Source organism: Faecalibacterium sp. BCRC 81149 (assembly GCF_022750605.1).
Taxonomy (GTDB): Bacteria; Bacillota; Clostridia; order Oscillospirales; family Ruminococcaceae; genus Faecalibacterium; species Faecalibacterium duncaniae.
Genome location: NZ_QXJA01000001.1, coordinates 499,914 through 520,090, shown reverse-complemented (window position 1 = coordinate 520,090; position 20,177 = coordinate 499,914). Strand labels below are relative to the sequence as shown.

The 20,177-nt window shown below is 59.9% G+C and carries 19 protein-coding genes; 11 read left to right on the top strand and 8 right to left on the bottom strand.

What is annotated here, in order from left to right:
• Positions 1-7 precede the first annotated feature (7 nt).
• On the top strand, positions 8-136 hold the full coding sequence (locus D3F01_RS02565; protein WP_097770616.1) for an oxaloacetate decarboxylase: 129 nt from the start codon (positions 8-10) through the stop codon (positions 134-136).
• A gap of 55 nt (positions 137-191) precedes the next feature.
• Here D3F01_RS02565 and D3F01_RS02560 read toward each other — a convergent pair whose 3' ends face one another.
• Together D3F01_RS02560 and dapF are read right to left on the bottom strand one after the other, a co-directional pair.
• A complete protein-coding gene (locus D3F01_RS02560; protein WP_097770617.1) occupies positions 192-1,379 on the bottom strand; it encodes an LL-diaminopimelate aminotransferase in 1,188 nt (395 codons plus the stop codon).
• Between the two features lie 145 nt (positions 1,380-1,524).
• Entirely contained in the window at positions 1,525-2,364 is an 840-nt protein-coding gene (gene dapF, locus D3F01_RS02555) for a diaminopimelate epimerase (RefSeq protein WP_242885840.1), read from the bottom strand.
• Positions 2,365-2,651: 287 nt separating this feature from the next.
• Here dapF and acpP point away from each other — a divergent pair, with 287 nt between their 5' ends.
• From acpP to mgtE, 6 genes are all read left to right on the top strand, one after another.
• Positions 2,652-2,885, top strand: a complete 234-nt coding sequence (gene acpP / locus D3F01_RS02550; protein ID WP_242885838.1) for an acyl carrier protein — start codon at positions 2,652-2,654, stop codon at positions 2,883-2,885.
• 133 nt (positions 2,886-3,018) lie between these two features.
• Positions 3,019-4,458, top strand: coding sequence for a proline--tRNA ligase (proS, locus tag D3F01_RS02545; RefSeq protein ID WP_005932298.1), 1,440 nt, complete (start codon positions 3,019-3,021; stop codon positions 4,456-4,458).
• A gap of 143 nt (positions 4,459-4,601) precedes the next feature.
• On the top strand, positions 4,602-4,973 hold the full coding sequence (locus D3F01_RS02540; RefSeq protein ID WP_005932304.1) for a GntR family transcriptional regulator: 372 nt from the start codon (positions 4,602-4,604) through the stop codon (positions 4,971-4,973).
• A 3-nt stretch (positions 4,974-4,976) separates the two neighbouring features.
• Positions 4,977-5,819 (top strand): ABC transporter ATP-binding protein, encoded by an 843-nt coding sequence (locus D3F01_RS02535; protein ID WP_242885836.1) that lies wholly within the window; start codon positions 4,977-4,979, stop codon positions 5,817-5,819.
• Positions 5,816-6,466 carry an ABC-2 transporter permease gene (locus D3F01_RS02530; RefSeq protein ID WP_117505198.1) on the top strand — a complete coding sequence of 217 codons (651 nt, stop codon included), beginning with the start codon at positions 5,816-5,818 and terminating at the stop codon, positions 6,464-6,466. Before D3F01_RS02535 ends, D3F01_RS02530 begins: the two co-directional genes overlap by 4 nt.
• Positions 6,467-6,765: 299 nt before the next feature.
• A complete protein-coding gene (gene mgtE / locus D3F01_RS02525) occupies positions 6,766-8,145 on the top strand; it encodes a magnesium transporter (protein ID WP_347567988.1) in 1,380 nt (459 codons plus the stop codon).
• A gap of 164 nt (positions 8,146-8,309) precedes the next feature.
• On the opposite strand, the gene D3F01_RS16010 is transcribed toward mgtE, so the two are convergent.
• The 6 genes from D3F01_RS16010 to D3F01_RS02490 form a co-directional block, all read right to left on the bottom strand.
• The gene (locus D3F01_RS16010; protein WP_347567987.1) at positions 8,310-9,455 is read right to left on the bottom strand and encodes a GNAT family N-acetyltransferase; all 1,146 of its coding nucleotides are present in this window, start codon (positions 9,453-9,455) and stop codon (positions 8,310-8,312) included.
• Between the two features lie 265 nt (positions 9,456-9,720).
• On the bottom strand, positions 9,721-10,203 hold the full coding sequence (locus D3F01_RS02510; protein WP_117532970.1) for a YhcH/YjgK/YiaL family protein: 483 nt from the start codon (positions 10,201-10,203) through the stop codon (positions 9,721-9,723).
• A gap of 3 nt (positions 10,204-10,206) precedes the next feature.
• Complete coding sequence (locus D3F01_RS02505; protein WP_005932322.1) at positions 10,207-11,112, bottom strand: SPFH domain-containing protein; 906 nt, start codon at positions 11,110-11,112, stop codon at positions 10,207-10,209.
• A gap of 16 nt (positions 11,113-11,128) precedes the next feature.
• On the bottom strand, positions 11,129-11,578 hold the full coding sequence (locus tag D3F01_RS02500; protein WP_005932324.1) for an NfeD family protein: 450 nt from the start codon (positions 11,576-11,578) through the stop codon (positions 11,129-11,131).
• Between the two features lie 94 nt (positions 11,579-11,672).
• Positions 11,673-13,529, bottom strand: a complete 1,857-nt coding sequence (locus tag D3F01_RS02495) for a glycoside hydrolase family 13 protein (protein ID WP_242885833.1) — start codon at positions 13,527-13,529, stop codon at positions 11,673-11,675.
• A gap of 238 nt (positions 13,530-13,767) precedes the next feature.
• Positions 13,768-16,164 carry a glycogen/starch/alpha-glucan phosphorylase gene (locus D3F01_RS02490; protein WP_242885832.1) on the bottom strand — a complete coding sequence of 799 codons (2,397 nt, stop codon included), beginning with the start codon at positions 16,162-16,164 and terminating at the stop codon, positions 13,768-13,770.
• 331 nt (positions 16,165-16,495) lie between these two features.
• On the opposite strand from D3F01_RS02490, the gene D3F01_RS02485 reads away from it, so the two are divergent.
• The 4 genes from D3F01_RS02485 to D3F01_RS02470 all read left to right on the top strand — a co-directional run bounded on the left by D3F01_RS02485 (position 16,496) and on the right by D3F01_RS02470 (position 20,167).
• Entirely contained in the window at positions 16,496-16,885 is a 390-nt protein-coding gene (locus D3F01_RS02485; protein ID WP_117532971.1) for a cell division protein ZapA, read from the top strand.
• Between the two features lie 39 nt (positions 16,886-16,924).
• Positions 16,925-18,994 (top strand): U32 family peptidase, encoded by a 2,070-nt coding sequence (locus tag D3F01_RS02480; RefSeq protein WP_242885885.1) that lies wholly within the window; start codon positions 16,925-16,927, stop codon positions 18,992-18,994.
• Between the two features lie 166 nt (positions 18,995-19,160).
• On the top strand, positions 19,161-19,607 hold the full coding sequence (dut, locus tag D3F01_RS02475) for a dUTP diphosphatase (protein ID WP_035394001.1): 447 nt from the start codon (positions 19,161-19,163) through the stop codon (positions 19,605-19,607).
• 5 nt (positions 19,608-19,612) lie between these two features.
• Entirely contained in the window at positions 19,613-20,167 is a 555-nt protein-coding gene (locus D3F01_RS02470) for a Maf family protein (RefSeq protein ID WP_242885831.1), read from the top strand.
• Positions 20,168-20,177: the final 10 nt, after the last annotated feature.

The window sequence follows — 20,177 nt, the reverse complement described above, 5'->3', positions numbered from 1 at the left end:
TGATCGCATGCTTCATCTTACTTCGTGGATGACCACGCTGCCGATGATGCTGATCGGGATGGTCGGCATCATCCTTGTCATCGGTATCATTGTTCTGGCAGTGATGCTGCTCAACCGGCTGACGGGCCGGAAATAAAAGAAAAAGGCGATGCAGCTGTTCGAAACTGCATCGCCTTTTTGCTTGTGTAAGATTACAGAGTCTGGATGGCGGCCTTGATGCGCTGGGCGGCGACCTTGGTCTTTTCGGCATCGCCGAAGGCGGTCAGGCGGAAGTAGCCCTCGCCGCACTCGCCGAAGCCGACACCCGGGGTGCCGACCACGCCGCAGTTCTCCAGCAGCCAGTCGAAGAACTCCCAGCTCTTCATGCCGCCGGGGCAGCGCAGCCAGATGTAGGGGCTGTTCTTGCCGCCGCAGTACCACACGCCGCACTCGTCCAGCGCGTCAGCAATGACCTTGGCGTTCTGGCGGTAGTAATCGAGGTTGGCCTGGATCTCAGCCATGCCGCTCTCGGTGAACACGGCGGCAGCAGCGCGCTGAACGACGTAGGGCACGCCGTTGAACTTGGTGGTCTGGCGGCGCAGCCACAGCTTGTTCAGGTTCATGCCCTCGCGCTCCAGCTCGTGGGGCACGATGGTGTAGCCGCAGCGGGTGCCGGTGAAGCCTGCGATCTTGGAGAAGGAGCAGATCTCAATGGCGCACTCGCGGGCACCCTCCACCTCAAAGATGCTGCGTGCCAGAGCGGGATCGGTGATGAAGCACTCGTAGGCGGCATCGTACAGGATAACGGCGTTGTTCTTTTTGGCGTAGTCCACCCAGGCCTTGAGCTGCTCGCGGGTGTAGGCGGCACCGGTGGGGTTGTTGGGGCTGCAGATGTAGATGATGTCAGCCTTCACGCTGTCATCGGGCATCCCCAGGAAGCCGTTCTCCTGGCTGGTGCGGCCGTAAATGATCTTGCGGCCGTCGGTCACGTTGTCGTCCACATAGGTGGGGTAAACGGGGTCCGGGACCAGAACGGTGTTGTCCACATCAAACAGGCCCAGCACGTTGGCCAAGTCGCTCTTGGCACCGTCGGAGATAAAGATCTCGTCCTCAGCCAGCTGGGTGCCGCGGCCTGCGTAGTAGCCCTGAATGGCCTGCTTCAGGAACGGATAGCCCTGCTCGGGGCCGTAGCCGTGGAAGCCCTCCTTGGTGCCCATCTCAGCGGCGGCATCCTGCATGGCGGTGACCACGCACTTTGCCAGAGGCTGGGTCACATCGCCGATGCCCAGGCGGATGATCTCCTTTTCGGGGTGTGCTTCCTGATAGGCGGCCACCTTGTGGGCAATGTCCACGAACAGGTAGCTTGCCTTCAGCTCGCCGTAATGATGATTCATTTTCATAGGTTGTTCCCTCACTTTATAAGATTGAACCTCTCCGTCATCGCTGACGCGATGCCACCTCCCCTAATAGGAGAGGCAAGCCAACGCCCGTGTGAACTTGGCTCCCCTGCCAGGGGAGCTGGCGCAAAGCGCCTGAGAGGTTATGTTAAACTTCCGCAACTCCCTCGTACACCGTGACAGCGCTGCCGGTCATCAGCAGCTGCCTGCCGGGCAGCACCCGGATGACCAGCTCACCGCCGCGCAGCTGCACATGGATATCCTGTCCGGCGGGGCAGATGCCCAGCTCGGTCAGGGCCGCCACGGTGGCGCAGGTGCCGGTGCCGCAGGCCCAGGTCTCGCCGCTGCCGCGTTCCCACACCCGCATCTTCAGGTGGGCGGCATCCACCACCTGCACGAATTCGGTGTTGATGCGCTCCGGGAAGTTGGCGTGATGCTCGAATGCCGGGCCGATGGCTTCCAGCTTCAGGCTGTCCACATCCTCCACTACGGTCACGCAGTGGGGGTTGCCCACGCTGATGCAGGTCACCTTCCACACTTTTCCCTCTACGGTGAGCGGCTGATCCACCAGCGGGCCTTCGCCCATGTGGATGGCAGGCAGGTCGGCCGGCAGGGTGCTGTAAGCGCCCATCTCCACCTGCCACAGCTGTGCGCCCTGCCGGGTGATGCGCTTGACACCGCTGTTGGTGTCGATGGTCACGACAGGCTTTTCCACCCCGTGGGTGTAGAGCCACTCGGCCACACAGCGCACGCCGTTGCCGCACATCTGGGCCTCGCTGCCGTCCGCGTTGAAAATGCGCATCCGGCCATCGGCCCCGGGGGTCACAGGGGTGCAGATGCAGATGATGCCGTCCGCACCCACGGAAAAATGCCGGGCAGAGAGCCGCTGTGCAAGTGCGGCAATGTCTGCGGGCACACCGGATGCACGGCAGTCCAGATAGATGTAATCATTGGCACAGCCCTGCATCTTGGTAAATGACAATTTCATGGAGCATTCTCCTTTACAGGCGGGACCTCTGCGGCCATGCTGATGCAGCATGGCTGAGAGGTTTGGTTCGTCACATATAATCATAAGAATCAAACGGGCTTCTGTCAAGCAAAAAAGAGGGCTTTGTGCAATTTTCATCGGTTTTTTCTGCCCGTAAAGGGCCGGAATGCAAAACAGGGCTTGACAAGATACGGCCCATGGGATATAAAAAGAGAGAGTGCTTTTGCGCGCCGGAGAGGGCGTGCAGGCAGAGAAGAAAGAATCATTGACAAAAGGAGACCGCGACGATGGATACTTTTGAAAAGATCCGTGCACTGCTGGCAGAGCAGCTGGATATTGACCCTGCTAAGATCACGATGGAGAGCGACATTATGAGTGATTTCGAGGCCGACAGCCTGGATATCGTGGACATGGTGATGACGCTGGAGGATGAGTTTGGCGTTGAGGTGCCGGACGATGCCATCGAGAATCTGCGCACCGTGGGCGACGTGGTGGAATTTGTGGACAGCCACAAGGGCTGATAACAGTTTTGCAAAAAGGCCCCGCACCCGCAGCGCTGCACACGGCGGCGCTGCAGCGGGGCTTTTAATATGAGCTCGTGCGGAACGGCTGGAACACAGGCGTTTGGCGCACGGCTTAGGAGGATATAACAAAATGGCAAAAGACAACAAGAAGCTTGTGCAGGCGATCACCAGCCAGGAAGAGAACTTTGCACAGTGGTACACCGACATCTGCGTCAAGGCAGAGCTGGTGGAGTACTCCAGTGTCAAGGGCTTCATCATCCTGCGCCCCTATGGTCAGGCCATCTGGGAGCTGATCCAGAAGGACATGGATGCCCGGTTCAAGGCAACCGGCCACGAGAACGTGGCCATGCCCGTGCTGATCCCCGAGAGCCTGCTGCAGAAGGAAGGCGAGCTGGTCAATGGCTTCGCGCCGGAGGTGGCGTGGGTCACGATGGGCGGCTCCGACAAGCTGGAAGAGCGCCTGGCGGTGCGTCCCACCAGCGAGACCATGTTCTGCGACCACTGGTCCCGCGTGCTGCACAGCTACCGTGAGCTGCCCATGAAGTACAACCAGTGGTGCAGCGTGGTGCGCTGGGAAAAGACCACCCGTCCCTTCCTGCGCAGCCGTGAGTTCTGGTGGCAGGAAGGCCACACCATCCACGAGACTGCCGCCGAGGCCGAGGCTGAGACCCAGCAGCAGCTGAACTGCTATGCGGATGTCTGCGAGCAGGATCTGGCCATCCCTGTTGTCAAGGGCCGCAAGACCGATAAGGAGAAGTTTGCCGGTGCCGAGGCTACCTATACCATCGAAGCCATGATGAAGGACGGCAAGGCCCTGCAGAGCGGCACCAGCCATTACTTCGGCGATAAGTTCAGCAAGGCTTACGACGTGACCTTTACCGGCCGCGACAACCAGCTGCATCACCCGTTCCAGACCAGCTGGGGCGTTTCCACCCGTCTGGTGGGTGCCATCATCATGACCCACGGCGATGACGACGGCCTGATCCTGCCCCCGGCAGTGGCCCCCATCCAGGTCGTGGTCGTGCCCATCGCCGCCCACAAGCCCGGCGTTTCCGAGAAGGCCGCCGAGCTGGCTGAGAAGATCAGCAAGTATGCCCGCGTCAAGCTGGACGACAGCGACAACGCCCCCGGCTGGAAGTTCTCCCAGTGGGAGATGAAGGGCGTTCCCCTGCGCCTGGAGATCGGCCCCAAGGATCTGGAAAAGAACCAGTGCGTGCTGGTCCGCCGCGACACCCGTGAAAAGATCTTCGTGAGCCTGGACGAGCTGGAGACCGCGATCCCGGCCCAGCTGGAGGCCCTGCGCAAGGACCTGTACGAGCGTGCCCTCGCCAACCGCGAGAAGCGCACCTGGGCAGCCACCACCATGGAGGAAGTCAAGGAGCTGGCCAAGGCCAACACCGGCTACATCAAGACCATGTGGTGCGGCGACCTGGCCTGCGAGATGAAGATGAAGGAAGAGGCTGGCCTGTCCAGCCGCTGCATGCCCTTTGAGCAGGAGCACATCAGCGATGTCTGCCCCTGCTGCGGCAAGCCCGCCAGCAAGATGGTCTACTGGGGCGTGGCTTACTAAGCCGCCCCACAGTCAGAGCCTGATCCGATGAAAAAAGCAGCTTTCCCGTCCAACGGGAAAGCTGCTTTTTTGTATCTGCCTATTGACAACCGTGTATCTACTGTATATACTGTAAATATACAGATGCAACGGAGGCGGCAGACATGAATCTCTTCATCGATAACAAGAGCGGTGCACCCATCTACGAGCAGCTCTACACCCAGATCAAGAACCAGATTTTGAGCGGGGAACTGCAGCCGGAGGAAGCTATGCCGTCCATCCGGGGGCTGGCGCGGGATCTGCGCATCAGCGTTATCACCACCAAGCGGGCCTACGATGAGCTGGAACAGGAGGGTTTTTTGTATGCGGTGCCCGCCAAAGGCTTTTTCGTGGCGGCGAAGAACACCGAGCTGCTCCGGGAAGAGAACCTGAAAAAAATCGAAGCACACCTGACGGAAGCCGTCCGGCTGGCGGCACCCTGCGGGCTGACCAAACAGGAACTGACCGAAATGTTGGAATTACTGTGGGAGGAATGAACCATGAACGCATTAGAACTGCACGGCCTTGAAAAGCACTACCCGGATTTTGCGCTGGGGCCCATTGATCTGGAACTGCCCGGCGGCACAGTCTGCGGGCTGATCGGTGAGAACGGCGCGGGCAAGAGCACGACCATTAAGCTGATCCTGGACATGATCGACGGGGACGCTGGCACTGTGAGGCTGTTCGGGCAGGAGGAAATCACTCCGCTTGCCAAGGCCGATATCGGTGTGGTGATGGGCGGCGAGGGCATCCCCACCTGCCTGACCGCGCCGCAGGTGGGTAAAGTGATGGCGGGCATCTATCCCAATTGGGATGCCGCCGCCTACGCCGACTGGTGCCGCCGCTTTGACCTGCCGGAGAACAAGAAGTACGGCGACTACTCCACCGGCATGAAGATGAAGCAGTGCCTTGCCGTGGCACTTTCTCATCACCCCAAGCTGCTGCTGTTGGACGAAGCCACCAGCGGCCTGGACCCGGTGGTGCGGGATGAGCTCATCGATCTGCTGCTGGACTTTGTGCGGGATGAGAACCATGCAATTTTGATCTCGTCTCACATCGTCAGCGATTTGGAAAAGCTCTGTGACACCATTGCCTTTCTGCACAAGGGGAAGCTCCTGCTCTGTGAGGACAAGGACACTCTGCGGGATGAGTACGCTCTTTGGCACGGCACTGCCGGGCAATTGGAGGAGCTGGATAAAAACGCCATCGTCAGCCATCGGGTGACAGCCTACGGGGCCGAGGCACTGGTGAAAAGGGAACTTGTCCCGTTGGGCAGCACCCTGACACCGGTGAGTATCGAAGAACTGTTCGTTTTGATGGTGAAAGGGGAGAATGTGCGATGAAAGGTTTGCTGTTGAAGGATTGGTATCAGGTCAGAACCAGTATGAAAGCCATGTACCTGACGGTTGCATTTGTGCTGGTGATCTGGGTGTTCAGCACATCGAGCGCCTATGTGTTCCCGGTGAGTTATGCGGCCGTTTTTCTGGGCATCTTGCCGATAAACCTGCTTGCCTACGACCAGAGTGTCGGTTGGGTGGAGTATGGCCGGACGTTTCCGGTGAGCAAAAAGACGCTGGTAGCGGAAAAGTACCTCATCGGTCTGTTCTGTGCTGCGGCGGCTGTTGTGATCGGAGGACTGTTCGTAACGGTGATCCCGCTGCGTACCGGAACGGCCCCGGACAAGGATGTGCTGTCCCTGCTGGCGGGCAGTGTGTGTGCCATCCTGCTGATCAACGGTATTTCTCTGCCGCTGCTGTACCGCTTTGGGGCAGAAAAAGCCAGCATGATCTATATCCTGACCTTTGTCGGACTGGGTGCCCTGCTGGGCGGCGGCGGTGCCGTGATGGATGAACTGCAGCAGAACGGCACGGGAAGTGGGCCGCTTCCTGTGCCCCTCTGGCTGGCCGCAGTGCTTCTGCTGGCGGTACTGGCCCTGTATGCTGTGTCCTGGCGGGTGTCGGTGGCATGGTATGGAAAGTATAAGAAGTAAGCTCTTCTTTGTGCAATAGAGCAATAATCCGGTAAAAAAACTGTAAAAGGGGTTGAAAAATCCGGCCCGGCGTAGTATGATAACGGGGCTGAAAGAAAAATCTTACACCAAGGAGGAGTTTGTTTCCATGTCCAGTGACCATACGGATCACCCCAAACAACGCTTCTCCTGCGATGCGGGCCGTGCAAACGTGTTAGCCGCATCCTGAACTGCATGCCCTTTGTACACCGCAGGAGTTGTAACCAGACCGATGCGGTGTATTTTTTATGCCCGGAAACGGGAAACGGAGGGACCAAACCATGCAGAAGAAAAATTATGTGCAGGAGATTCTGGAGATCATCCACAGCGGTCTGCCCCAGGCAGAGCTGGCTGAAAAGCTGTCCGATTACCATGAAAACGACCTGGCCGATGCCCTGACGGCCCTGACACCGGAGGAGCGCCAGAAGGTGTACACCGCACTGGGCGTGGATACGGTGGCAGAGATCTTCTCCTATCTGGACGACGCAGAGCCTTACCTGAAGGAGCTGGACCCCGAGCGGGCCGCCCGGGTCATCTCCCACATGGATTCGGACGATGCCGTGGATGCTCTGGATGACCTGGAAGAGGACGATAAGGCAAAGATCGTCCACAAGCTGGACAAGGATGCCGCCGATGATGTGAAGCTGCTGCTCTCCTATCACGAGGACGAGATCGGCAGCTGCATGACCACCAACTACATCTGCATCCGCAGGGATATGACCATCCGGCAGGCCATGAGTGAGCTGGTGAAGCAGGCAGGCGAGAACGATAACATCTCCACCCTGTATGTGGTGGATGAAAATGAGCACTTTTATGGTGCCATTGACCTGAAAGACCTCATCGTGGCCCGTGCGGAGGAGCGCCTGGAAAAGCTGATCGCACGCTCCTACCCCTACGTCACCGACCACGAGAAGATCAGCGACTGCATCGACCGCATCGTGGACTACGCCGAGCGCTCGCTCCCTGTCCTGAACGACAGCGGGAAGCTGCTGGGCATCATCACCTCGGCGGATGTGGTCGAGCTGGTGGACGACGAGATGGGCGATGATTACGCAAAACTCGGCGGCTTGACCAGTGAAGAGGACCTGAACGAGGGTGTGTTCCAGAGTGTGAAAAAGCGCCTGCCTTGGCTGATCGCCCTGCTGTTCCTCGGGATGCTGGTGTCCTCGGTGGTGGGTGCGTTTGAATCGGTGGTGGCGGTGCTGCCCATCGTTATCTGCTTCCAGTCCATGGTGCTGGATATGGCCGGCAATGTGGGCACCCAGTCGCTGGCTGTGACCATCCGTGTGCTGGTGGACGAGAACCTGACCACTGCCAAAAAGCTCCAGCTGCTCTGGAAGGAAATGCGGGTGGGCCTGACCAACGGTGCACTGCTGGCCGTGCTGGCGCTGGGCTTCCTGGGCTGCTACATCCACTTCTTCAAGGCCTACGCCTGGGGTGAAGCCTTCCTGCTCTCGGGCTGTGTGGGCGTATCTCTGGTCGTGGCCATGGTGATCTCCAGCCTGGTGGGCACGGTCATCCCCATGCTGTTCCATAAGATCCACATCGACCCCGCCGTGGCTTCCGGCCCGCTCATCACCACCATCAATGATCTGGTGGCTGTGGTGGTCTACTATGGCCTGGCCGCCGTGGTGCTGATCGATATGTTCCACCTGGGCTGAAATAGAGAAAGGCTGCTGCCGACAACTCCCTCAGTCACGGCTTCGCCGCGCCAGCTCCCTCTTGGAGGGAGCCTTGACGTAATGGCAATCTGTGAAAGCCTCCCTCATTGAGGGAGGTGGCATCGCGTGAGCGATGACGGAAGGAGTTTGGCAACAGCCTCTTTTTACTTATTCTGGATCCAATACCGCTGTGTCAGCGTTCCATCGGAGGAATCGAACTGCTCATCCTCCAGCACGCCGCCGTTGGCGCGGATGGTCTTTGCTGAGGCAACGTTGTAATGGTCGCAGCAGATGCGTACCTTTTCGATGCCTCGTTCTTTTGCCTTTTCCAGCGTCAGGCAAAGCATCTGGGTGGCGTAGCCGTTCTGCCGCTCCGAGGGGCGGACGCTGTACCCGATGTGCCCGCCGTAGGTCAGCAGGTAATCGTTGAGCCGGTGGCGCAGGTTGGTCATGCCCACCAGATGCTCGTGCTCATCCAGAGCCAGATACTCCGTGGCGGGCACGAGACCGGCGGGGGTTGTGGCCGGGTCTTTCAGCTTGCGGAGTTGGGCCAGCCAGGCATCGAAGTCGGCATATTTGTCCAGAGCCGAGGTGCCGTCCATCCGGGAGCCGATGGCCAAAAATTCTTCCCGGTAGGCCATTACCTGTTCCCGGTCGCCCTCATCCGGCTCCCGCAGGTGGATCTTCTGGGGTGAGGTGCGCCGGGTGGCGGTGCGGAAATCCGGAGCCTTCATCAGGCCGTGGCAGTTGCAGTAGAAGTAAAGCACACCTGCGCCCCGCAGGGAGAAGCGGGCAGAGGCATCTCCCTCGGGGTAGAGCTTGACCAGCTGCAGCTTATCGCCGGTGAGGTAGGCCAGAAACGAGATGTAATGGTTTTTCTCCATGGGGTGGTGCAGGGTGACGAAGAGCTCGTCCTCCACCCGCTCCACGGTCAGCTGATGATGCTCGTCGGCATCCTCGGCTTCGGCGATGTCCAGCGCAGGCAGGGTGATGCCGCAACAGCTCACCACAGCCTGTCCGGTGGCGTGGAGCACATTGCCGCAGAAAGGGCAGACGTAGAGCTTGCTCCGCAGCAGGTTGGCTGCCCGGTTCCGGTTGATGATGGGTTCTCCCTGCATCAGCTCCAGCACACTGACTCCCAGAGCTGCAGCCAGAGGTTCCAGCAGGGAGATATCAGGCAGGCCCTTGGCGGTCTCCCACTTGGAAATGGTCTTGGCGCTGACAGAGAGCATTCCGGCAAGCTCTGCCTGGGTCAGGCCTTTGGCTTCCCGCAGCTGTCGGATGGTACTGCCGGTGACGTATGTGTTCATAATGAATGAAACCTCTCAGTCTCGCGTTGCTCGACAGCGTACGAGTTGCGGCTCCCAGCATCCACTTCGCACAAAGTATTGTGCTCGTGTCTTGCTGGCCGCGGCCCCAACAACTCCTCCCTTCATCCGCCACTGGCGGCGGTCGTCGTCGTTGCCTAATAGGGGAGCCCTTGGCAAGTCGGGCAAGCGTAATTGTTGAACCAGAGTATACTATACAAAAAAACTCCACGCAACCTACGCTGCGTGGAGTTCGTGCTTTCAGGAATTATTCGGCCTCGGTCTCGTCTTCCTCGTCCGGGTCCAGCTCCATGGTGAACACGGCCTTTTTCAGCTTGCCGCAGCCCTGGGCCTTCAAGCCGGATTTGTACGGCTCCCCGGCCAGATAGAGGGCAAAGCGGCCCTCGCAGAGCATTCCGGCAATGCTGGTGCCGGCGGTGCCCACGGTGGTATCAGCGGCTTCGTCAGCGGGCCGGGTGGGGCTGAACTCGCCCAGGGACACCTCAAACAGCTCGCTGCCCTCAAGGTCGGTCTCAAGGGTCAGGTGGTTGTCGTGCCGGACAAAGGGGGCCTTGTCGCTGGCCTGCGGGGTCACGGTGCTCACCGTGACCACAGCCTTGTCACCATCGATGCGGGTGCGCCCGGCGGGCAGGTTGTTGATATCCCGCGCCATGATGAACTCGATGACGCTGTCCAGACTGCTGCACAGGCCCAGATAGTTGGGGAGATTGTTCAGGGTATCGTAGATCATGGATCAGTCCTCTTTCGGGTCGGTCAGAAGCTCCTTGATGCTGGGCACAACGCCGCCCAGATTTTGCAGCTCCGACGGGATGATGATCTTGGTGGCCTTGCCGTTGGCTACCTTGGCCAGTGCTTCCAGGCTGCGCAGAGCCAGCACCTTGTCGTTGGGCATGGCCTCGTTCAGCAGGCGGATGGCATCGGCGTTGGCCTTCTGCACGGCGAGAATGGCCTGTGCCTCGCCCTCAGCTTCGAGAATGCGCTGTTGCTTGACGGCATCGGCGCGGAGGATGGCAGCTTCCTTTTCGCCCTCGGCAGCGGTGATGGCAGCCTGCTTCTCACCGTCTGCCTTCAGGATGACGGCGCGCTTTTCGCGCTCTGCCTTCATCTGCTTCTCCATGGCTTCCTGGATCTCGCGCGGCGGGATGATGTTCTTGACCTCCACGCGGTTGACCTTGATGCCCCACTTGTCGGTGGCTTCATCGAGGATGGCCGTGATCTTGCCGTTGATGACATCGCGGCTGGTCAGGGTGTGATCCAGCTCCATCTCACCGATGATGTTGCGCAGGGTGGTGGCGGAAAGGCTCTCGATGGCTGCGATGGGCTGGTTGACACCGTAGGTGTAGAGCTTGGCATCCATGACCTGGAAGAACACCACGGTGTCGATCTGCATGGTAACGTTATCGCGGGTGATCACAGGCTGGGGAGGAAAGTCCGCGACCTGCTCCTTCAGGCTGACCTTTTTGGCAATCCGCTCAATGAACGGAATCTTGACATGCAGGCCGGCCGACCAGGTGTCGGAGTAGCTGCCCAGACGCTCCACAACGTACACCATGGACTGAGGCACGATGACGATGTTGGTGACGACGATGAGCAGGATGACAAAGATGAGCGCGAGGATCACGAATAGCATGATAGGCATAGAGACGCTCCTTTTTTCAGTGGTTGATGGATTCGGTCAGAATGGGTTCCACGATGAGCAGGGTGCTGTGGATCTCGGTGACCCGGCAGGCCTGCCCGGGGGTCAGGGTATCGCCGGGGGTGGCGCAGCGGGCGCTCCAGTCCACGCCGTCCAGCCGCACCCGGCCCGTCTGCTGGGCGGAAACGGGGGTCAGCACCCGGGCTTCCCGGCCAAGGGCGCGGTCACCGTTGGTGGGGGTGGGCTGCTTGTGCAGCCGTTTGGCCAGCGGCTTGAATGCCAGCAGGCAGACCGCGCTGACCGCAATGAACACCACCGCCTGCACCCGGAACGAGTGGGTGAACAGGCAGCAGAGCAGGGCTGCCGCGCTGCCTGCCGCAAACCAGACGGATACCATGCTGAAGGTCATACCCTCCAACGCAAGGAACCCGACGGCGGCAAGGAGCCAGAAAATGGGGTCAATGGACATCGAACATCCCTCCTTATGATCCTATTATAGAGCATCCGGTTGGGGGAAGGTCAAGAGATTTTTGCTGAATTGTTGCGCAGAAAACAAAATGCGGTCATACATAATCATAGTAGCTGTGGTTCGGGTTATGCCCCACCTCTTCCACCACGATGGTGAAGCCCATAGGATTCACCTCAGTGCTCTTGCCGCTGGCAAGGGTCTCCACGATGATATGCTCGGTGCGGTTGACGATGATCTCCGCGGTCTCCACCTTGCCCACCCGTTGGTAGTGCAGGATACCGTCCTCGGCACGCAGAACCCGCAGCTGGCCGGTGCGGAAGGCCTCGCAGGTGTGGCGGAGCTGTGCCAGCTGTGCCAGCACGGGGCGCAGGCGCTGTTCGTGGGCATCCCACCGGAAGAAAGCCCGGTTGAAGGGGTCCCGGTAGCCCTGCATGGCAATCTCGTCGCCGTAGTACAGGCAGGGCACGCCCGGCAGGGTGTAGATGATGGCGTAGGCCATCCGCAGGCGGAGCAGGCCTTCCTCGTAGGCATCGCCGGTCACACAGCGGCCGCTCTGCCACGCGCGGCCCCGGCCATTGGCGGGCTCGTCAGCAATCACGGTCAGGGCACGCTCGGTGTCGTGGGTGGAGAGGAAGTTCAGGGCGGTGTCCATGGCCGGGGCAGGGTAGTGTTCGCAGATGGTCAGGATCTCCGTCATGGCCTGCTCGGCGGGCTTGCCCTTGACGAAATCCAGCACGGCGTTCTTGAAGGGGTAGTTCATCACGCTGTCCAGGCCCTTGCCCAGCAGATAGGTGCGGCGCTTATTGAAGCCGAACTTGGTGGTGGCATCCTCCCACACCTCGCCCAGCAGGAACTTTTCGGGGCTGACCCGCTTGACGGCGGCGCGCACCTTCTCAATGAATTCGTCGGGCAGCTCATCGGCTACATCCAGCCGGAAGCCTGCCGCGCCGCGCCGCAGCCAGGTGTCGATAACACCGCCCGGGCCGGTGATGAACTCCACATAGGAGGGGGTCTCCTCGTTGACCTCGGGCAGGGTCTCAAAGCCCCACCAGCTGCGGTAGCCGCCCTTGTACTGGGGGCCGAAATCGTACCAGCAGCGGTAAGGGGAGTTGGGGTTCCGGTACGCGCCGCCCTCGCCATAGCGGCCCTCGCGGTTGAAGTAGCGGCTGTCGGAGCCGGTGTGGCTGAACACGCCATCCAGCACGATGCCGATGCCGTATTTTTTGGCGGCGGTGCACAGTGCCTCAAAATCCTCGTTGGTGCCCAGCAGGGGGTCCACATTCAGGTAGTCTGCGGTGTTGTAGCGGTGGTTGGAGTGGGCCTCAAAGATGGGGTTGAGGTAGATGAAATCCACCCCCATCTCATGCAGGTAAGGGAGCTTTTGCTGGATGCCCTTGAGGTCGCCGCCGAAATAATCCTCATTCAGGTGGCCGCCCACCTCGTTGGGCTGCCAGAAGGGCTCGGCGTGCTTGTCGGCCTGATAGATGCGGTCGGCAAAGGGCATGGGCTTGTTCTCCACCCCTTCGCAGAAGCGGTCCGGGAAGATCTGATAGAACACCTTGCCCTTGATGCTTTCGGGGGTCTCAAAGTCCTGCTCATAGACCGTGATCTGCCAGCTTTCGCCATCCTGCCAGCTGATCACACCGCAGTTGTCGGGGCCGCGCACGATGCGGCGGAAGTCGGTGTAGAGATCGAAATAGTAGAAGTAGAGGCCCGGGTCATTCAGAGGCACTTCCACAGAAAAGTGGTTCTGCCTGGGGGTCTGGCCATCGAAGTTCATCCGGTAGTAGACGGGAACATCGAACTTGCCCTCTTTTTTCAGGACAAGGTGCGGGTCTACATAGCCCAGCTCTTCGGGGATGCAGAGCGACAGCCGGACAGTCTGCCCGGCGCGCACCGCACCAAAGGGCTGCTTGAAATAGGGGTCAAAACTGTTGAACAGACAAGACAAGTGGGGTCGTTCCTTTCTCAAAAAAAGCCCCGGTTCCGTAATGGCTCCGGGGCAGAGATATATTTGTGCTAAACCCTTCCGTCAATGCTTCGCATTGCCACCTCCCCTAGTAGGGGAGGCCTTGGCAGAACGGTGAAGTCTGTGCGTAAAGGAAAAGCTGTAAAACTTTCCGTAACGCCAGAGGCCCCACTACTAGGGGGGCTGTCACCGTAGGTGACTGGGGGGTTGACCTTTCCAATTACTTCACAGCAGAAGCGTGCCAGATATCGCGGGCGTAATCCAGCACAGAACGGTCTGCGCTGAAGATGCCGCTGTTGGCAGTGTTCTTCAGGCTCATCTGTGCCCACTTCTCGCGGTCAGCATACAGGCGCTGCAGGTCGGCCTGAGCACGGCGGTAATCCTTGAAGTCGGCCATGACCATATAAGGATCGCTGGTGCGCAGGTTCTCGGTGACCTCGTGGAAGTCTTCGCCGTTCCAGCCGCGCTCCAGGAAGTTCAGAGCGGCATTTGCCACGTCATCGCCCATGATGAAGGCGCTGGGGTGGTAGCCCACCTGCTTGAGGTTGTTGACCTCGGGAGTCAGCATGCCGAAGATCAGCTCGTTCTCCTTGCCGGCGGCATCGGCGATCTCAACGTTTGCGCCGTCCAGCGTACCCAGCGTGATGGCACCGTTCAGCATGAACTTCATGTTGCCGGTACCGGAAGCCTCGGTGCCAGCCAGAGAGATCTGCTCAGAGACCTCGGCGGCGGGCATCAGGTGCTCGCTCAGGGAGACGCAGTATTCTTCCAGATAGACCACGCGCAGCTTGTCGCGCACGGCGGGGTCATTGTTGATCAGGTCGCCCAGCTTGCAAATCATCCGGATCATCTGCTTGGCCATGTAGTAGCCGGGGGCAGCCTTTGCGCCGAAGATATAGGTCTTGGGGATGAAGTCGGCGCTGGGGTTCTCCTTCAGGTACAGGTACTGAGCGGCGATGTTCAGGGCGTTCAGGTGCTGACGCTTGTACTCGTGCATCCGCTTGACCTGGCAGTCGAAGATGGAGTTGGGGTCGATGACCTGGCCGGTGCTCTTCTCCAGATAGGCGGCAAAGTTCTTCTTATTGTCCAGTTTGATCTCGTTGATGCGCTTCAGCACGGTCTTGTCGTCCGCATACTTGTTCAGCTTGGAGAGGTTGGAAGCGTCGTGCTTGTACTCCTCGCCGATGGTCTCGTCCAGCAGTTTGCACAGCTCAGGGTTGGAGGCCAGCAGCCAGCGGCGGTAAGCGATGCCGTTGGTCACGTTCTTGAAAGCCTGAGGCTTGAACAGGTAGTAATCGTGGAACACGCTCTCCTTGATGATCTCGCTGTGCAGCTTGGACACGCCGTTGATGCTGTTGGCGGTGTAGGCGCAGATGTTTGCCATGCGGACCTGGTTGTCGCCGATCAGAGCCATGTAGTTGATCTTGCCCTCGTCGCCGGGGAATGCCTTCTCCAGCTCCTCGCGGGCACGGCGGTTCATCTCGACCACGATCTGGTAGATGCGGGGCAGGGTCATCTTGAAGATGTCCACATTCCACTTCTCCAGAGCCTCGGCCATAACGGTGTGGTTGGTGTAGGCAAAGACCTTCTGGCAGATCTCAAAGGCCTTATCCCAGTCAAAGCCGCACTCGTCCAGCAGGATGCGCATCATCTCAGGGATGGCCAGCGTGGGATGGGTGTCGTTCAGCTGGATGGCGACCTTGTCGGCCAGGTTCTCCAGCGTGCCGTAGGTGGACAGGTGGTTCTGCACGATATCGCCGATGGATGCGGCAGAGAGGAAGTACTGCTGGCGCAGGCGCAGGATCTTGCCCTCAATGTGGTTGTCGTTGGGGTACAGCACCTTGGAGATCAGCTCGGCGCTGGCGTTCTTGCTCATGGCAGTGTTGTAGTTGCCCAGAGAGAAGCTGGACATATCAAAGTCAGGAGCCTTGGCCTGCCACAGGCGCAGCTTGGCAACGCCCTTGCCGTCGTAGCCCTGCACATACATGTCGGAGGGCACAGCCATAACGCTGTTGTAGTTGGTGTGCTGGATATAGTGGAAGCCGTGATCCCAGTTCTCGCGGATCTCGCCGTCAAAGCGGACCTCGATGGCCTGATCGGGGTGGCTCTTCAGCCAGACCTGACCGCCGGGCAGCCAGTTGTCAGCGCGCTCCTGCTGCCAGCCGTCCACGATCTTCTGCTTGAAAATGCCGTACTCGTACAGGATGGAGTAGCCGGTGCCGCAGATGCCGGTGGTGGCCATGCCGTCCAGATAGCAGGCAGCCAGACGGCCCAGACCGCCGTTGCCCAGGCCTGCATCGGGCTCTTCCTCAAAGATGCCCTCAATGTTGATGTCGGCATCAGCCAGCACCTTCTGGGCAACATCTTCCAGACCCAGGTTGAACAGGCTCACCTTCAGGCTGCGGCCCATCAGGAACTCCATGCAGAGGTAGTATACCTGCTTGGTGCCGGTGCCAATGGCCTTGGACTGGAACTTCTTGTGGTTTTCGCTCATCATCTGACGGCAGATCAGGGCAAGAGAGCGGTAGATCTGCTGCTTGGAAGCAACGCTCAGATCCACGCCGTACTCGCTGGTCAGCTTGTCCTGAAGAATTTTTGCAAATTCTTTTGTAGTCATAAGGAACTCCTATCCGCACACACACTTGTGCTGTTTTGAAATATCGTAACAGAGAATTTCTCCTCTTTCCCTCTCCCTGTTACCACAACAAGAACATTATAATCAGTTCTATTCGTAAAAGCAAGGAAAAACGCCGATTTTTGCCGTAACTGACATTTTTATCACAATCTTTCTGGTAAATATGCAAAAAAATCAAAAATAGCACTTTCTCTTGGAACGCATTTATATTATAATAAGAAGTGAACGGCTGTCCCGGCGGGGGCAAAAGCGTGTGCCGGGGCAGGAAACTCGGCCACAAACTCCGCTCAGAGTAATTATTAGTGAGGATACGATGGTTAATAAAGTGAGAGTGACCATTGCGGGCGCGCCCTATGCGATCGCAACGACGGATTCCGAAAAGTATATTGCCTCTCTGGCCAAACGGCTGGATGAGGATATCACCAAACTGCTGGACACCAACGAAAACCTTTCGGTGACCAAGGCGGCGGTGTTCTGCGCCATGGATTATCTGGATGAATACAAAAAGAGCACCGGCAGCGCCGAGAATATGCGCAGCCAGATCCAGGATTATATTGCCGATGCCGCCAGGGCAAAGCTGGCTGAGGACAAGGTGAAAGCGGAAAATGAAACGCTGCGGCGTGAAAACGATGCCCTGCGGGAGCAGTTGGCACGCCTGCAGGCCAAGCAGAAGGCCGACCGGGAAGCAAAGACGGAAGTGTGAATGGAGGCGCGGTGAATGCGCCGGAACAAAGGGAGTATTATGCCAAAGATCGAGATCCTTGCCCCGGTGGGCAGTGAAGAGATGCTCCGCGCTGCGGTGTTCAGCGGTGCGGACGCGGTATATCTGGGCTTTTCGGGCTTCAATGCCCGCACAGGAGCCGGAAATTTTGATGCGGACAGCCTGAAGGAGGCAGTCCGGTTCTGCCACGCGCGGGGTGTCAAGGTGTACGTGACACTGAATACCACGGTCTACGGCGGGGAGCTGGCCGCGCTGGCCGCTGCCGTGAGGGCTGTGGCCGAGAGCGGCGCGGATGCGATCATCTGCCAGGATCTGGCGGTGGCACAGCTCATCGGGCGGATCGCCCCCGACCTGCCCCGCCACGGCTCCACCCAGATGAGCGTCCACACCCTGCAGGGCGCACTGGAGCTGAAGGAGCTGGGCTTTACCCGGGTGGTGCTGGCCCGTGAGCTGAGCCTGCCTGAGGTGGAGCATATCACAAAGCACTGCGGCATCGAGACGGAGTGCTTTGTCCACGGCGCGCTCTGCATGTGCGTCAGCGGCCAGTGCTATATGTCGGCCTTCCTGGGCGGCCGCAGCGGCAACCGGGGCTCCTGCGCCGGGCCCTGCCGCCTGCCTTTTGAGGCAAACCCGCTGCCCGAGGGCAAGCCGGGCCGTCTGCACCACCTTTCCCTGAAGGATAACTCTGTCATCGACAAGCTGGATCGGATGCAGGCCGTCGGCGTGGCATCGGCTAAGATCGAGGGCCGCCTGCGCACGCCGGAGTATGTGGCGGCGGCGGTCAGTGCCTGTCTGGCAGGCCGCGAGGGCCGCGCCTACGACCGTGACCTGCTGAAAAATGCGTTCAGCCGCTCCGGCTTCACCTCCGGCTATCTGGATGGAAAGATCGACGGTACCATGTTCGGCGTACGCAGCGAAGCCGATGCGGAGCTGACCAAAAAGACCCTGCCTGCCCTGCGCGAGCTCTACCGCCGCGAGCGCAGCCGGGTGCCGGTGCAGTTCAGGCTGGAGATCGAAGAGGGCGGCGAGAAGCTGACCGTGACCGACGCGGACGGCAACAAGGCCTTTGCCTACGGCGATGCGGAACCGCAGCCTGCCCGCACCGACCCCACCGAGAGCCTGCAGCGCAGCCTTTCCAAGACGGGCGGCACCCCCTTTGCGGTGGAAAAGATCGATGTGGAGATGGACGGCGGTCCCTGGTTCGTGCCGGGCAGTGCCGTGAACGAGCTGCGCCGGGATGCGCTGGAGGCCCTGCTGAAAAAGCGGGAGGTCCTGCGCCCCTGGCCGGTACACGAGGCGGAGCCGGATGCTCTGCCCCTGCGCACTCTGCCGCCTCACCGCACCCTGCGCGCCCGCTTTGAAGCTTGGGAGCAGGTGCCGGAGCAGGCCCTGAGCGGGGTGGAGTATCTCATCCTGCCCATTGCTCAGGCCGACCGGGTGCCCCGGGAGTGGCGGGAAAAGACCCTTCTGGAGCTGCCGCGCGTGATGTTCGGCGCGCTGGAGGAGGACACCGCCCGCCGCATTGCCGCTACCCAGGATGCGGGTTTTGCGGGCTATGAGGTAAGCAACATCGCCCACCTGCGGCTCTGCCGCGGGCTGCCGATGACCGGCGGCTTTGGCCTGAACGTCACCAACCAGATGGCAGCACAGTTCTACGCCGACCATGGCCTGAACAGTGTGCTCATCCTGCCCGAAGTCAAGGACAGCGATATCAGCACCATTGCCCCCACCCGTAACGGCAAGCCTGTGCCCACCGGTGTGCTGGTCTATGGCCACATGCCGCTGATGGTTACCCGTGCCTGCCCGCTGCAGAACATCCATGACTGCGCCCACTGCAATAAAGCAGGGGAACTGACCGACCGCAAGGCCAAAAAGTTCCCGGTGCGCTGCGGCATGGGCGTGCGGACAATCTATAACCCTGTACCTATTTATATGGGTGATAAGCCCGGTGCGCTGACTGTGGACTACGGTGTGGCCTACTTCACACTGGAATCCCGGGAAGAAGCAGCCGCCATTCTGGACAGCATCCGTGTCCACGCACCCTTTGAGGGAGAGTTTACAAGAGGACTTTATTTCAAGGGAACCAACTAAAGATGCAGTTTCCCCGGGCGGGAGCCGAGAGTTTCTCCGAGGACCGTCCGCTGGGGTGGGACCCTGCTGCCGCAGGCAGTAGGGCGGGCGATGGAATGGCCCGTTTCGTGTCCGAGGAGAAAGCTCCCGGAACACGCCCGAATATAACTTTAACAAGAGGTATACTATGGAACCGATCACCGTAAACTATAAAGTATTGGACCCCCGGGCCAAGGTGCCCGCCTATGCAACGCCGGGGGCGGCGGCTGCCGACCTGTGCGCCGTGCTGGATGAGCCGCTGACACTGGCCCCCATGCAGCGGGCACTGGTGCCCACCGGCCTTGCCATCGAGCTGCCCGGCCCCCACGCTGTGGCGCTGGTCTATGCCCGCAGCGGCCTTTCCATCAAGCACGGCCTGTGCATGGCAAACGGCGTGGGCGTGGTGGACAGTGACTACCGCGGGGAACTGAAGGTGCCCATGATCAATCTGGGCACCGAGGCCTATACCATCCAGCCCGGTGAGCGTGTGGCACAGCTCTGCATTGCACCGGTGTATACCGCTGCCTTTGCTCAGGCGGCTGAACTGGGGGATACCCAGCGCGGCGCGGGCGGCTTTGGTTCAACGGGGAAGTGAAGCGTATGAAAGATCTGATCCTGGCTTCCCAGAGCCCCCGCCGGAAAGAACTGTTGAGCCTGTACACGACGGATTTTACCGTCTGTGTCAGCGATTTTGACGAGGATGCCGTGGCGGCGGATACCCCCGCCCGGCTGGTGGAACAGCTTGCCCGGGGCAAGTGCCTTGCTGTGGCCAAGGAACACCCCGGTGCCGTGGTGCTGGGCTGCGATACCGTGGTGGATGTGAACGGCGAGGTGTTCGGCAAGCCCCACAGCCCGGACGATGCCAGACGGATGCTCCGTGCGCTGTCCGGCGCGACCCACTATGTGCACACCGGTGTCTGCGTTTCCGATGGTACCCGCACCGAGAGCTTTGTGGATACCTGCAAAGTCACCTTCTTCCCGCTGAGCGAGGAGGAGATCGAGCGGTACGCCGCCACAGAGGAGCCCTACGATAAGGCCGGTGCCTACGCCATCCAGGGCCGCGCGGCGGTCTGGCTGGATGCCATTGAGGGTGATTATTACACCATTATGGGCCTGCCCGTCAGCCGGACGGTCCGCCTGCTTGAACAGTTCTGACAGTTTGCGC

Bases quoted from the DNA above. Each gene is read 5' to 3' on its own strand.
- D3F01_RS02565 (WP_097770616.1), top strand. From the start codon at position 8: ATGCTTCATCTTACTTCGTGGATGACCACGCTGCCGATGATGCTGATC.
- D3F01_RS02560 (WP_097770617.1), bottom strand. From the start codon at position 1,379: ATGAAAATGAATCATCATTACGGCGAGCTGAAGGCAAGCTACCTGTTC.
- dapF (WP_242885840.1), bottom strand. From the start codon at position 2,364: ATGAAATTGTCATTTACCAAGATGCAGGGCTGTGCCAATGATTACATC.
- acpP (WP_242885838.1), top strand. From the start codon at position 2,652: ATGGATACTTTTGAAAAGATCCGTGCACTGCTGGCAGAGCAGCTGGAT.
- proS (WP_005932298.1), top strand. From the start codon at position 3,019: ATGGCAAAAGACAACAAGAAGCTTGTGCAGGCGATCACCAGCCAGGAA.
- D3F01_RS02540 (WP_005932304.1), top strand. From the start codon at position 4,602: ATGAATCTCTTCATCGATAACAAGAGCGGTGCACCCATCTACGAGCAG.
- D3F01_RS02535 (WP_242885836.1), top strand. From the start codon at position 4,977: ATGAACGCATTAGAACTGCACGGCCTTGAAAAGCACTACCCGGATTTT.
- D3F01_RS02530 (WP_117505198.1), top strand. From the start codon at position 5,816: ATGAAAGGTTTGCTGTTGAAGGATTGGTATCAGGTCAGAACCAGTATG.
- mgtE (WP_347567988.1), top strand. From the start codon at position 6,766: ATGCAGAAGAAAAATTATGTGCAGGAGATTCTGGAGATCATCCACAGC.
- D3F01_RS16010 (WP_347567987.1), bottom strand. From the start codon at position 9,455: ATGAACACATACGTCACCGGCAGTACCATCCGACAGCTGCGGGAAGCC.
- D3F01_RS02510 (WP_117532970.1), bottom strand. From the start codon at position 10,203: ATGATCTACGATACCCTGAACAATCTCCCCAACTATCTGGGCCTGTGC.
- D3F01_RS02505 (WP_005932322.1), bottom strand. From the start codon at position 11,112: ATGCCTATCATGCTATTCGTGATCCTCGCGCTCATCTTTGTCATCCTG.
- D3F01_RS02500 (WP_005932324.1), bottom strand. From the start codon at position 11,578: ATGTCCATTGACCCCATTTTCTGGCTCCTTGCCGCCGTCGGGTTCCTT.
- D3F01_RS02490 (WP_242885832.1), bottom strand. From the start codon at position 16,164: ATGACTACAAAAGAATTTGCAAAAATTCTTCAGGACAAGCTGACCAGC.
- D3F01_RS02485 (WP_117532971.1), top strand. From the start codon at position 16,496: ATGGTTAATAAAGTGAGAGTGACCATTGCGGGCGCGCCCTATGCGATC.
- D3F01_RS02480 (WP_242885885.1), top strand. From the start codon at position 16,925: ATGCCAAAGATCGAGATCCTTGCCCCGGTGGGCAGTGAAGAGATGCTC.
- dut (WP_035394001.1), top strand. From the start codon at position 19,161: ATGGAACCGATCACCGTAAACTATAAAGTATTGGACCCCCGGGCCAAG.
- D3F01_RS02470 (WP_242885831.1), top strand. From the start codon at position 19,613: ATGAAAGATCTGATCCTGGCTTCCCAGAGCCCCCGCCGGAAAGAACTG.